Here is a 12,870-nt window from a genome sequence, read left to right as displayed (position 1 = left end):
CACTCGGTACGCCGTGTACACCACCTAGTCGCGGCGGCGGTCGGCAAGAGCGTCACCCAGGTGCTCGAGTGCGGGCACCGCGGCGGTCAGTGCGGCGAGGTCGTCGGGGCGGAGGGCCGTGGCGGCCTCCGCCAGCAGCCGGGCGCTCGTCGCGTCGAAGCGGTCGAAGATGCTGAGCGCGTGCGCACTGGCCAGCACCTCCACCCGCCTCCGGTCGTCCAGGCTCGGCCGGCGCACCACCAGCCCGGCCGCCTCCATCGTGGTGAGGAGGTTGCTCATGGTCGACTTGCGGAGGCCGAGCCGGCGGGCGAGCGTACTCGGCGTGCTCACGGTGCCGCGGGGGAGGGCGCGGAGCACCTCCACCTGCGAGTCGGGCACGTCGGGCAGGCCTGCGGTCTCGCGGGTGAGGGCGAGGAGGCTGCGGCGCAGCGGCGAGATCAGGGCGGCGAGCCGGCGGGTGTGGAGGCCGGCTTCGTCGGCGGGGCCGGTCATGGGAGCGCCTCGCCCGACGTCGCTGCCGGCGCGCCGGCACCTGCACCGACCCTCGCGTCGAGGGACGCCCGGGTGTTGAGCGCTTCGGGATGGAAACCCGCGGTGCGCTTGTACCCGTCGGCGATCTCCCGCAGCTCGGCGGCCGGGATGACGTCCGTGATGTCGGCGAAACCGTCCGGCGCCCGCTCGTGCGCCAGCACCATGACACGCTCGGGCCCCTGCTGCCGGGTGAGGGCGAGGAGGTCGGCCGTCGCCGGGCGCCTGGTGTCCTCGTACCGGCGGAGGCCCTCGACGAGGTCGCCCGCGGTGGCGAGCGAGTAGGCGAGCGTGCGGGCGTCGAGGATTGCCTGCGAGGCGCCGTTCGACCCGTTCGGGTACATCGAGTGGGCGGCGTCGCCCAGCAGCGTCGAGCGGCCGAACGTCCACCGCGGCAGCGGGTCCCGGTCGACCATCGGGTACTCGAGCAGCTCCTGCGCGTTCGCGATGACAGCCGGGATGTCGAGCCAGTCGAACCTCCACGCGCTGAACAGCTCGGCGATCGGGGCGATCGGCACCGGGCGGTTCCAGTCGGCGGTCTCGGCCCGCGACCCATCGGAGCGCTGCTCGGCGATGAAGTTGACCGCCACCGACCCGTCGGGCTCGCGCCGCAGCGGGTAGGCGACGAACTTCAACTGGTCGTCGCCCGCCATGATCATGGTGGCGCCGTCGAGGAACTCCGGGACGACCGCCGTGCCGCGCCAGAGCGTGAGGCCGTTCCAGCGCGGCGCGCCCTCGTCGGGGTAGCGCAGCGCGCGCACGGCCGAGTGGATGCCGTCGGCGCCGATCACCAGGTCGGCGTCGACAGCGACCTCGCCGCCGGAGGTCTCGAAGAGAGCGCGGGCGCACGGCGCACCGTCGTCGGTCGCGTCGAGCCCGGTGAGCCGGTGGCCGAGGAGGATCGTGTCGGGGCCTAGCCGCTCGCGCACGGCCTCCACCAGTGCCAGCTGCAGCTCGCCGCGGTGCACGGAGAGCTGCGGCCACCGGTAGCCGGCGGCGGTACCGCGGGCCTCGCTCCAGATCGGCTGGCCGTGCCGGTTGACGTAGCTCAGCCGGCGGGGTGCGGTAGCGATGGCCTCCACGTCGTCCCGCAGCCCGAGCTCCGTCAGCTCGCGCACGGCGTGCGGCAGGAGGTTGATGCCGACGCCGAGCGGTCGCAGCTGCCGCACCCGCTCGTAGATCCGGATGTCGCCGAAACCGGCCCGGTGGAGGCTGAGGGCAGTCACCAGCCCGCCGATGCCGGCTCCGATGATCGCGATCGACATGGACGACTCCTCTGTCGTTGATGGCGGAGTTATCCACATGGTACGAGAGCAAAACCACTCTGACCAGACCCGGTTTCGCGTCGTCGGTTCGCGATACGGTCGCCGCATGGGTCGACGCCGCGAGCCCGTCATCGTCCGTGCTCGCATGGGTGGCGAGCATGGTGGTGCTCGGCTTCCTCGCGTGGGCGAACACGCCCATGATGGGTGAGCGGCCGGCCGCTCTGGAGGTCCGTCACGGCGACTCGCGCGTCGCCGTGACGGACCTCGGCGACGCTGTCGAGCTCGCCCCGGTCGACGGGCGTTCGGGTACCGGGCTGGTGTTCATCCCCGGCGCCGTGGTGGACCCGTACGCGTACATGGACAAGCTGTCCGAGACGGTCGCGGACACCGGGCTGACCGTGCTCATCACGAAGCCCACGCTGAACCTCGCCTTCTTCGACACGCGTCCGCTCAGCGCGTTCACCTCCCACGTGCCGGAGGTCGAGCGCTGGTACGTGGGAGGGCACTCCCTCGGCGGTGTGCGCGCCTGCCAGCTCGCCGAGGGTGGCGACGTCGCCGGGCTCGTGCTGTTCGGAAGCCACTGCGCGAACGACCTCTCCGGCACCGATCTGCGGGTGCTGTCGATCAGCGGCGGTCGCGACGGACTGTCCACGCCCGCGAAGATCGACGCCGCGCGCGGCCTCCTCCCGCAGGCGGCGACGATGGTGCAGATCCAAGGGATGAACCACGCGCAGTTCGGGAATTACGGGCCGCAGTCCGGGGACGGTGAGGCCACGATCAGCGATGCGGAGGCGCGGCACGGTGTGACGGTCGCGCTGGGGAAGTTCTTCGGGGAGAGGTAGGGGGCGGATCGAAGGCGGGTCCGACCGACCGTCGAGCGCGGGCCGTGTGCTGCACGTTCTCGATGACCGCGTCGCCTGACCCCACTACTGGGACCACCCACCCAGTCATATAGTTAACGCATATAAATCATCGGCGCGGCCGCTGCGCTCCCGCTCGCGAGCCTGCTCGGGCCGACCGGCCTCCCGCAATCCGCGCACGTCGACGCGTCCACGCTCACGGGCACGGTAGTTCTTCCTCGCCGCCGCCATCATGAGCATCATCGGCGCGATCGCCTCCCTCCTCGGCGGATCGAAGTATGTTCATGAGGAGGTCGTCGCAGCAGCGGGGCCGGCCACGGTGGAAGGCGAGGAAGTCGGTGCAGGTCGAGCGTGAGCATCCGGAACGGCCGACGACCGGTGACGACGATGTCCCCGGCCGCCTGGCCTTGGCTGTCGGGCGACTGAACCGCCGCATCCGGTCGTCCCCGGGAGGCCTCAGCCACGGTCAGCTGTCGGCGCTGTCGACGATCGTGCGCAAGGGTCCACTTCGGCCGAGCGAAATCGCGGCGATCGAGGTCGTCGCGGCGCCGACGATCACGCGGGTCGTCTCCGATCTGGAGGTGCGCGGGCTGGTCGAGCGCACTCCGGATCCCGACGACGGGCGCTCGTTCTTCGTGTCCGGCACGCAGGCCGGCACCGACCTGCTGCTCACCGCGCTCTCGGACCGCGCCCGCGCGGTGGCCGCCATCCTCGCCGAGCTCACCCCCGAGGAGGTCGAGGCCCTCCGCCGCGCCCTCCCCGTCCTCGAGCAGGCCGCGCACATCGCGCGCCCGACCCCGTGACCCCGACGAGACGTGAGTAATCGCGGGAATCCCGGCCCGGATTCCCGCGATTACTCACGTCTCGCCGCGCGGGCGGGGCGGGGCGGGGGTTAGGCGACGGCGAGCATGGCCGCTGCTGTGATCGCGAGTACCAGGCCGGCCCACTGCACGGGCGCGATGCGCTCGCGCAGCACCACGGCGGCGAGCACGATGGTGCCGGCCGGGTAGAGCGCCACGAGCACCGACATCGTGGCCAGGTCGCCTACGCGCAACCCGACCAGGATGAGCGTGTTCGCCGAGGCGTCCAGGAGGCCGGAGCCGATCGCGAGCAGCACGCCTCGCCGGGTGAACCTCCTGGTCGCGCCCCGGATCGCGAGGAGGCCGATGACCGTCCACATGATGAGGGCATTGACCGTCCGGTTGGCCACCAGCGGAACGAGCCCCGAGTCGGCCGGGGTCTGGTCGAGCACGATGAGGAAGAGGCCGATGAGTGCGCCGGCCGCAACCGCCATCCCGAGCGCGCGGGCGCTGGGCCGCACGGCGCCGCGCTCCGGCACGAAGCCCACCAGCACGACCGCCACGAGCGCCAGCCCCAGCGCGACGTAGCCGATCGGGGCGAAGCGGTCGCCTCCCACCAGCCCCCAGTCCAGCGGCACCAGCGCGGACACCAGCGCCGTGAGCGGCGACAGGATGCTCATGGGGCCGATCGCGAGACAGGCGTACAGCAGGGCGACGGCGGCGGCGCCGATCGCTCCGGAGGCCGCGCCCCAGCCGAGCGCTGCGGCCGACCAGGTGCCCCCGACGATCGGGAGGGCCACGAGCAGCAGCGCCAGTCCGCTGACCGCCCCGATGGCGGTGGTGCGCAGCGGCCCGATCACGCGCGACGCCACGCCTCCGACGAAGTCGGCGGAGCCGTAGACGAGCGCGCTGATCAGGCCGAAGATGGTGGCCGGCATCAGCTCCTGGCCAGCCGGTAGACGTGCAGCACCGCGTCGCTCGAGAAGCGCTGCAGCCCGGCGAGCTCGTAGGTCCACTTGGCGCGGTCGTCAGGGAAGATCCGCGCGCCTCCGCCGACCAGCACCGGGCAGACCAGGAGGCGCAGCTCGTCCACGAGGCCCCACACGAGCAGTGCCCGGGCGAGTGTGCCGCTGCCGACGACCAGGATCGGACCGCCGTCCCCCTCCTTGAGAGCGGCGACGCCGGCGCGGACGCCGTTCGCCGTGTCGAGCCGCGTCGCGTTCCAGCCGAGGTCGTCGGTTCGGCCGGTCACCACGGTCTTCGGCATCGCGTTCATCGTGTCGGCGAACTCGCCCTCACGGGGAGGCCACGCCTCCGCGAACTGCTCGAAGGTGCGCCGGCCGAGCAGCAGCGAGTCGGAGTCGCGCGCCTCCTGCAGTTTGAAGGCGAACAGGTCGTCGGCGCCGTACGGCATCGTCCAGCCCGCGTGCGGATGCCCCGTCTCGCCGCCCGGGGCCTCGACCACGCCGTCGAGGGTGAGAAACTCGGACACGATGAGCTGCCGCATGCGCCCGATCGTAGCGGAGCGGGGAGTCGTCCACAGGCAATGGGAGGCCGCGGGCTCTCCGGAGATCCGGCGCGCGGGCACAGCGGTCGGCGGCGCTCGTTACGATCGTGGAATGAGCTGGAACACCTGGGAGCCGGACGGCCGGGAGGCGCCGCCCTTCGACGAGGCGCCGTTCGACGCCGAGCCGCCGCTGCCCGACTTCGGGGAGGACCCGTACGCCGGCATCCCGTTCGTGGACGAGCCCCCTGCGGAGGCGTCGCCTTCGAGGGCTGGGCGCGGTGGGCAGCCAGGGGCTGGTCGTCCCGGCTCTCCCGCGGCCGTGCGTCCGGCCCCGCCACGGTTCCAGACCGCCGCCGAGGCGTTGCGCACGGTGTTCGGCTACGACGCGTTCCGCGGCAAGCAGGCGGCGATCATCGATCGCGTGATCTCCGGCGGCGACGCGGTCGTGCTGATGCCCACTGGTGGCGGAAAGTCGCTTTGCTATCAGATTCCGTCGCTGGTCCGCGAGGGCACGGGCGTCGTGGTGTCGCCGCTCATCGCGCTCATGCAAGACCAGGTGGATGCGCTGACCGCGGTCGGCGTGCGTGCGGCCTTCCTCAACTCCACGCAAGACGCCGGTCAGCGTGCGGCGGTCGAGCGCGACTATCTCGCGGGCGAGCTCGACATCCTCTACGTCGCGCCGGAGCGCCTGTCGAGCGAGGCCACCAAGCGCTTCCTCGAACGCGGTCGCGTCGCGCTGTTCGCCATCGACGAGGCGCACTGCGTCTCGCAGTGGGGACACGACTTCCGGCCCGACTACCTCGCACTGTCCGAGCTGGCGGAACGCTGGCCCGACGTACCGCGCATCGCCCTGACGGCGACCGCAACCGAGGCGACGCACCGCGAACTCACCGAGCGCCTGCGCCTCGACCGTGCAGAGCACTTCGTCTCCGACTTCGACCGTCCCAACATCCAGTACCGCATCGTGCCCAAGGCGGAGGTGCGCAAGCAGCTGCTCGACTTCATCACGGTCGAGCACCCGGGGGAGGCGGGCATCGTCTACGCGCTCTCCCGCAACTCGGTGGAGCGCACGGCGGAGTTCCTTGCCGGCCGCGGGCTCACGGCGCTGCCCTACCACGCCGGCCTCGACGCTCAGACGCGTGCGCGCACCCAGGCGCGGTTCCTGCGCGAAGACGGTGTCATCGTCGTGGCCACGATCGCGTTCGGCATGGGGATCGACAAACCCGACGTCCGTTTCGTGGCGCACATCGACCTCCCCAAGTCGGTCGAGGGCTACTACCAGGAGACTGGTCGCGCCGGTCGCGACGGCCTCCCGTCGACCACCTGGCTCGCCTACGGCCTGCAAGACGTCGTGCAGCAGCGGCGCATGATCGACGAGTCCCCCGGCGATCTGGCGCACCGTCGTCGCCTCACGCAGCACCTGGACGCCATGCTCGCCCTGTGCGAGACAGTGCACTGCCGTCGGGTGAACCTGCTGAACTACTTCGACCAGCGTTCGACGCCGTGCGGCAACTGCGACACCTGCCTCAACCCGCCCGAGGCGTGGGACGGCACGGTTCCCGCCCAGAAGCTGCTCTCGACCGTCGTGCGGCTGCAGCGCGAGCGCGGGCAGCGGTTCGGCGCGGGGCACCTCATCGACATCCTGCGCGCCAAGCGCACGCCCCGGGTCGACCAATACGGTCACGACGGGCTCGCCACCTGGGGCATCGGCGACGACCTCGGCGAGAGCCAGTGGCGCGGCGTGGTCCGCCAGCTGATCGCGCAAGAGCTGCTGAAGCCCGAGGGGGAATACGGTGTGCTCGTGCTCACCCCGGCCGGCGGGGAGGTGCTGTCAGGCGCACGCGAAGTGGTGCTGCGCCGGGAGCCCGAGCGTGCGGCCCGGTCGTCCCGCGGTGGACGTTCGGTCGCTGCGGCCGACCTGGCTCCGGCCGATGCCGGCCTCTTCGACGCGCTGCGCGCCTGGCGGGCAGGGGAGGCGAAGACTCAGGGCGTCCCCGCGTACATCGTGTTCGGCGACGCGACACTGCGGGCGGTCGCGGCCGCCCGGCCCGCCAACCTCGACGAGCTCGACGGCATCAGCGGCATCGGCGCCAAGAAGCGCGAGGCCTACGGCGAGGCGCTGCTGCAGGTGGTCGCGGCCGGCGCCTAGCACCGTGCGGGCGTAGCGCCGACGGCGACACCTTGCCCATGATTCTCCATGCCTCGATTCTGCGTCCATCCCTGCAATCGGGGCTCTGAAGGTGCGCCGCGGCGCTGCCTGGTAGGCGCGTCCAGATCGACCAGCCGTCCTGCCCCCGCAACCGTGCCGCGTTTGACGCCGACATCTACCGTAACGATCAACCCAATGCCCAATATGCGCGTTAAAGGGGACTGTAGTAGCCTTTATTCAACCGAGGAGGATAGATGACCGGCGAAATGCCTGCGCGGGTGCTCCGCGCTGCCGAGGAGATCGGTCAGGACTTCGCCGGGTGGCGGAAGGTTCTCGGCCTGACCACCGAGCAGGTGGCCGAGCGCGCTGACATCACTCGCGCCACGCTCCGGAAGCTCGAGCGCGGCGACCCTACGGTCGGGTTCCACGTGGTCCTGCGCGTCGCGCGTTCTCTCGGCATCATGGAGGCGCTGACCGAGGCGCTGGATCCGTTGAACACAGACCTTGGCCGTGCCCGTGCGGGTCTGATCAACCGGCAGCGTGTGCGATGACCCATCTTGAAGCGCTGCACGTGCACCTCGAGCTCGCAGGCGCGACTGTCTTCGTGGGCCATGCCCAGTTCCAGCGGCGCCGTGGCGCACTTGCTTCGACCACCTTCCAATACGATCCGGGGTACCTCGCCCATCCGGATGCTTACCCGATCGACCCGGCATTCGAGCTGTTCTCGGGCACCCAACACACGCGGGGCCTTCCTGGAGCGTTCGCCGACTCCGCCCCCGATCGGTGGGGCCGCAACCTGATCACGAAGCGCGAACGCGCTCTTGCGCGCGAGGAAGGGCGACGACCGCATGACCTGGACGACGTCGACTTCCTGGCCGGGGTCAGCGACATCACTCGTCAAGGCGCGCTGCGGTTCCGCGTAGACGACAATTCGGCTTTCCTCGACCCTGGCCACACCGTCCCGAGATTGGTCGGGTTGCCCGGGCTCCTCCACGCAGCCGACGTCGCGGCTCGCGCTACCGACGGCGACGACTTCGAGGCGGTGAAGGCGTTGCTGGACGCCGGCACCGGTTCCCTCGGCGGCGCCCGCCCGAAAGCCGCCGTGCTCGGAGACGATGGACGCCAGCTGATCGCGAAGTTCCCGCATCACGAGGACGACTGGGATGTGATGGCGTGGGAGGCAACGGCTCTCGACCTTGCCGCTGCTGCGGGCGTTCGCACCCCAGTGCATCGTCTCGTCCAAATCGATGAGCGGCACCTGCTTCTGCTAGACCGGTTCGATCGCGTCGACCGGACGGATGGCGCCGATCCCGACCGCGTCGGCTATATCAGCGCGATGACCCTTTTGGAGCGCCGCGACGGCGAGACTGGCGACTACATGGACATCGCCGAACGGCTGGAAGAGGTCAGCGCTCAGACCAAGGAGGACGCCAACCAGCTATTCCGCCGCGTCGCCGTCAGCGTCGGGTTGAACAACACGGACGACCATCTGCGCAACCACGGGTTCCTCCGCGGCCGAGCCGGCTGGACCCTCTCGCCGGCGTTCGACGTCAATGCGAATCCCGACTCGGATGCCCGCCAGACCACCATCGCCGGCGCGGAAACGTTCTCCGACGAAGCCGACGGCCTGCTCGAACTTGCTCGCGCATGCCGGCTCCCCCCCAACAAGGCTCGAACAGTGCTCACGCAGGTCGGCGAAGCCCTCGCCGACTGGCGAGAAGTCGCGACCAGGAACCACGTGCCTACCTCGGAGCTTGCCCGTTTCGAGCACAGCTTCAAGACCGGGCTCGCCACCCTCGCCGACGCCGCGGCACGCAGCGCAACCGTCATCACGTCGGCGTAGCCGCCGCCCGCATAGTCATTCGGACCATTCAGGCCGCGCGTAGGGCGTCTCGCAAATATCGGGCGATGGGGGGACGGCTGCATCGTCGCCATAGGACACCGCCGCGACCCTCGGACCGCGGTCGGGAGAGGGTCAAGGCCCTGAGGGCACCGCAGACGTGTCCGAGCCGACGCGCGTTTCCGGAATCGCGGTAGTCACCGTGGAACGTTTTCGTTGGGCAGGGTGGCACTATGACCCTCCCAGCCGACCCGCAGAACCCCGCGCCGGAACCGCACGCCGAACATCAGCTCTCCGACGCGGGCGAGGTCGTCGAACCGCACGAGCCGCTTGAGGTTCCCGCCCCGAAGCGCACGCGTCGGCGCTGGCTGAAGATCACCGCCTATTCGCTGCTCGCGGCGGGCGGACTCGCGGGAAGCACCTGGGGATGGCAGTTCTTCGCCACGGAGCGCATCACGACCGCGTACCGGGAGGTGATCGCGTCCTCGGAAGAACTGGCCGACGTCAGCCTCCACCGGGGTGCGGCGCTCGACAAAGCGCGGGCATCGGTCGGATCGATGGCCGCTTTCACCGAGAGCCCGCGCCCTGACTACCTCGCCGAGAGCACCGCCACCGCGCTCGCCGACGCGCAGGTGAATCTGAAGGCGAAGAGTGAGAAATACATGCATACGGAGTTCGAGCGGCCTCAGGCCTCTCCGACTACCGCGGATCTCTGGCCGTGGACCGTCATCGGCGATCTTCAGGACAAAGACGAACTGACGCATCAGAACATCGCGAACACGAAGACGCGCGCCGCCGAGTTGAAGGTGCTCGGGAACGCGCAGGAGCCCTTCGAGAAGAGCGCGAGCGCGGTCTACGGCGAGCTGGCCGCACACGCACAGGAGGCATTGACGGCCAGCCCCTCCGCCACCTTCGAGAGCAGGTTGACCCTGCAGCACGTCATGAAGCTGGGTGACGCCGGAGTGACCTCCTCGCGGTTCGGCGGGGAGGGGCTCGTGCAGCTCGTCGAGGCGATCGACGGCGTGCAGGCGGCTCACGCCGCAGGCGAGGCGGCGAAGCAGGATCCCGCGTATCCGGTGCGCGCCCAGATCGAAGAGTACGCTCGCTCGATCGCCCGCGGCGTCCCGCTCGATTTCGAATGGCACGAGCAGGTCAGCGGTCTCGGCGCGGGCTGGTATTCGGGAACGGCGATGTACCGCGAGACCGACGGTGGCTGGGCGACGATCGACCTCAACTTCACCGTGCAGGAGGGCTGGACCGCCGGCGACGTGGACGCCAAGGCTGTGGTCACGCACGAGGTCGGTCACGCGCAGGTGGTGCGTCCGGAGTGCCGGCCTCTGTTCGAAGGTCCGGCCTTCAACCGTGACGACGAGATGTGGGCGACCGCCTGGACGATCGGGCTCGGCTTCGACGTCATGGGCGCGGGGATCGAGGCCTACGGCCGTCCCAGCGACGAGCAGATCGCCGTCGCCGCGCAGTGCCGGTGACGGCTCGGTGCCCCCGGGGACGGCTCAGCGCGGCTGACGGCGCAGTGCCTGACGGCTTGGTGCCCCCGGTGATGGCTCAGCGCGGCTGACGACGAGAGCCGCGTGCGCGCGACCGCTGACGCCGCCCCTACGCTTCCGCGACCACGACCTCCACGCCCGCAGCGCGCAGCCGGTCGAGTTCGTCGGGGTCGGCCGAGCTGTCGGTGATGATCAGGGCCACCTGCTGGAGGTCGGCGATGGGAGCAAGGGCGACGTTGCCGATCTTGGAGCCGTCGGCGACGACGACGGTGCGCTGCGCCTTCGCCACCATGGCCCGGTTGGTGCGCGCCTCGGTCTCGTCGTGGGTGGTGACGCCCGACGTGACGCTGATGCCGTCGGCGCCGAGGATCGCTGTGCCGACGTTGACCGCGTTGAAAGTGTTCTCGGCGATCGCGCCGACGAGTTCGAGCGACTGCGGGCGTAGGAAGCCGCCGGTCATCACGACCCGCACGCCGGCGAACCCCGAGAGGAGGTTGGCGATCGTGAGGGAGTTGGTGACCACGGTGATCTCGCGGTGGTTCGCCAGCGCCCGCGCGACGCTCGCCGTGGTGGTGCCGCCGCTCAGCGCGACGACGTGACGCTCGGCGGGGAGGCGGGCAACCATCGCCTTGGCGATGCCGCGCTTGGCCTCCTGGAACCGGGTGTCGCGCAGCGCGACCGGTATCTCCTGGCCGCGCTCGAGCGCGGCAGCGCCGCCGTGCGTGCGCAGCAGCAGCTGCTGGTCGGCGAGGTCGGAGAGGTCGCGGCGCGCCGTCGGCGCCGAGATGTCGAGTGTCTCGGAGAGCTCCGCGAGGCTGATCGAGCCGCGCTCGGACACCAGTTCGAGGATCTCGACCATGCGTCGCGCGCGGCGGCCCGAACTGACGCGGGCGATCGCCGTTTCGGCGGACGGAGCGACCATTGCAGTGTCCTTTCGAGCGACTCATCAGCGAATCGATCAATCGATGTGATCATTTTAAGCGCTATTCGATCAAATTGTTGCGCAGACTGAACACCATACCGCAGGATCGCCCCATGCCACAGATTGTTTTCCTCGGTGCCGGCAGCGTGGTCTTCACCCGCCAGCTGCTCGCCGACCTCTTCCGCTTCGACGACCTCCCGACCCTCCGAATCGTGCTGCACGACATCGACGCCGAGCGCCTCGACGTCGCCCGCGGCACCGCCGAACAGGTGGCCGCCCGGTTCGGGAGAACCGCCGAGATCGTCGCGACGCTCGACCGGCGCGAGGCGCTCGCCGGCGCCGACTTCGTGATCAACATGATCCAGGTCGGCGGCATCGACGCCACCCGCATCGACCTGGAGGTCCCCGCTGCCGCCGGCCTCCTGCAGACCATCGGCGACACCACCGGCGTCGGTGGCGTCTTCCGCGGGCTGCGCACGTTCCCCGTGCTGTCCGGCATCGCCGCCGACATGCTCGACCTGTGCCCCGACGCCTGGTTCCTCAACTACACCAACCCCATGACGATGAACGTCTGGTGGATGTCTGTGGTCGCCCCGTCGATCAAGACCGTCGGCCTCTGCCACAGCGTGTACTGGACGGTGCACGACCTCTGCGAGCTCATCGGCGTGCCCATGGAAGGCACCCACTACCGTGCTGCCGGTGTCAACCACCAGGCGTGGCTGGTCGAGTGGTCGCGCGACGGCCGGGACCTCTATCCGCTGCTGCGGGAGGCCATCGAACGGGATCCCGAGCTGCGCCGCCGCGTGCGCGTCGAGATCTTCGAGCGCATCGGCTTCTACCCGACAGAGACCAGCGAGCACTCCTCTGAATATCTGTCCTGGTTCCTGCGCTCGCCCGAGCAGATCGAGCGCTTCCGCCTCCGGCCGCTGGAATACCTCGGCATCTCGGAGGAGAACGTCGCCGAGTTCGAGCACGCCAAGGCGGCGCTCGCGGCGGGCGAGCCGCTGGAACTGGAGGAGGGCGCTGCCGAGTACGCGCCGCAGGTCATCCACTCGATCCTCACGGGCACAGAGCGCGTCATCCACGCGAACGTCGTCAACCGCGGCCTGATCGGCAACCTGCCGGAGGGCGCGGTCGTGGAGGTCCCGAGCCGAGTCGACGCCGACGGGGTGCACCCGCTGCCGTTCGGCGACATCCCGCCCCAGGGCGCCGCGCTCAACCGCACGTACCTCTCGGTTGCCGAACTCGCTGTGGAGGCCGCCCGCTTGGGCGATCCGGCGCTCGTGCGCCGTGCGGTGCTGACCGACCCGAACGCGAGCTCCTCACTGACGCCTGAGCAGATCTGGACGCTGTGCGACGAGCTCATCGCCCGGCACGCCTCGCGCTTGCCCGCGGCGCTCGGCGGCACCCTCTCGTCAGCGAACTGATAGCCAGTCGAAACACGTTTGTTACAAACGATCAATCAAAGTGAGCGAAATGAGCGGTTTTGTTGTC

General features: G+C 70.2%; 12 protein-coding genes. 7 read left to right on the top strand and 5 right to left on the bottom strand.

Features of this window, described 5'->3' with window-relative positions; genetic code table 11:
- Positions 1–24: 24 nt before the first annotated feature.
- Both ACPPVW_RS05245 and ACPPVW_RS05240 read right to left on the bottom strand, forming a co-directional pair.
- Positions 25–492: a MarR family winged helix-turn-helix transcriptional regulator gene (locus ACPPVW_RS05245; RefSeq protein ID WP_426625470.1), complete on the bottom strand. Its 468-nt coding sequence runs from the start codon at positions 490–492 to the stop codon at positions 25–27.
- Positions 489–1,793, bottom strand: a complete 1,305-nt coding sequence (locus tag ACPPVW_RS05240) for a flavin-dependent oxidoreductase (protein ID WP_426625469.1) — start codon at positions 1,791–1,793, stop codon at positions 489–491. The genes ACPPVW_RS05245 and ACPPVW_RS05240 overlap by 4 nt, the downstream gene beginning before the upstream one ends.
- 158 nt (positions 1,794–1,951) lie before the next feature.
- Between ACPPVW_RS05240 and ACPPVW_RS05235 the strand changes: the two genes are divergently transcribed.
- Positions 1,952–2,635 carry an alpha/beta hydrolase gene (locus tag ACPPVW_RS05235; protein ID WP_426625468.1) on the top strand — a complete coding sequence of 228 codons (684 nt, stop codon included), beginning with the start codon at positions 1,952–1,954 and terminating at the stop codon, positions 2,633–2,635.
- A gap of 356 nt (positions 2,636–2,991) precedes the next feature.
- On the top strand, positions 2,992–3,456 hold the full coding sequence (locus ACPPVW_RS05230; RefSeq protein WP_426625467.1) for a MarR family winged helix-turn-helix transcriptional regulator: 465 nt from the start codon (positions 2,992–2,994) through the stop codon (positions 3,454–3,456).
- Between the two features lie 89 nt (positions 3,457–3,545).
- Here ACPPVW_RS05230 and ACPPVW_RS05225 read toward each other — a convergent pair whose 3' ends face one another.
- Both ACPPVW_RS05225 and ACPPVW_RS05220 read right to left on the bottom strand, forming a co-directional pair.
- Positions 3,546–4,391, bottom strand: a complete 846-nt coding sequence (locus ACPPVW_RS05225) for an EamA family transporter (protein ID WP_426625466.1) — start codon at positions 4,389–4,391, stop codon at positions 3,546–3,548.
- Positions 4,391–4,960, bottom strand: coding sequence for a dihydrofolate reductase family protein (locus tag ACPPVW_RS05220; protein ID WP_426625465.1), 570 nt, complete (start codon positions 4,958–4,960; stop codon positions 4,391–4,393). Before ACPPVW_RS05220 ends, ACPPVW_RS05225 begins: the two co-directional genes overlap by 1 nt.
- A gap of 112 nt (positions 4,961–5,072) precedes the next feature.
- Here ACPPVW_RS05220 and recQ point away from each other — a divergent pair, with 112 nt between their 5' ends.
- The 4 genes from recQ to ACPPVW_RS05200 all read left to right on the top strand — a co-directional run bounded on the left by recQ (position 5,073) and on the right by ACPPVW_RS05200 (position 10,436).
- Positions 5,073–7,109, top strand: a complete 2,037-nt coding sequence (gene recQ, locus ACPPVW_RS05215) for a DNA helicase RecQ (protein ID WP_426625464.1) — start codon at positions 5,073–5,075, stop codon at positions 7,107–7,109.
- 254 nt (positions 7,110–7,363) lie between these two features.
- Complete coding sequence (locus ACPPVW_RS05210) at positions 7,364–7,660, top strand: helix-turn-helix domain-containing protein (RefSeq protein WP_426625463.1); 297 nt, start codon at positions 7,364–7,366, stop codon at positions 7,658–7,660.
- On the top strand, positions 7,657–8,952 hold the full coding sequence (locus ACPPVW_RS05205) for a type II toxin-antitoxin system HipA family toxin (RefSeq protein WP_426625462.1): 1,296 nt from the start codon (positions 7,657–7,659) through the stop codon (positions 8,950–8,952). The genes ACPPVW_RS05210 and ACPPVW_RS05205 overlap by 4 nt, the downstream gene beginning before the upstream one ends.
- A 230-nt stretch (positions 8,953–9,182) precedes the next feature.
- A complete protein-coding gene (locus ACPPVW_RS05200; RefSeq protein WP_426625461.1) occupies positions 9,183–10,436 on the top strand; it encodes a hypothetical protein in 1,254 nt (417 codons plus the stop codon).
- A gap of 127 nt (positions 10,437–10,563) precedes the next feature.
- Here ACPPVW_RS05200 and ACPPVW_RS05195 read toward each other — a convergent pair whose 3' ends face one another.
- A complete protein-coding gene (locus tag ACPPVW_RS05195; RefSeq protein WP_426625460.1) occupies positions 10,564–11,376 on the bottom strand; it encodes a DeoR/GlpR family DNA-binding transcription regulator in 813 nt (270 codons plus the stop codon).
- A 113-nt stretch (positions 11,377–11,489) separates the two neighbouring features.
- Here ACPPVW_RS05195 and melA point away from each other — a divergent pair, with 113 nt between their 5' ends.
- Positions 11,490–12,803, top strand: a complete 1,314-nt coding sequence (gene melA, locus ACPPVW_RS05190; RefSeq protein WP_426625459.1) for an alpha-galactosidase — start codon at positions 11,490–11,492, stop codon at positions 12,801–12,803.
- The last annotated feature ends 67 nt before the right edge of the window (positions 12,804–12,870 follow it).

This window comes from Leifsonia sp. McL0607 (genome assembly GCF_049993355.1).
Classification (GTDB): Bacteria; Actinomycetota; Actinomycetes; order Actinomycetales; family Microbacteriaceae; genus Leifsonia.
The sequence above is the reverse complement of the archived record's forward strand: the minus strand, read 5'-3'. Positions and strand labels throughout refer to the sequence as shown.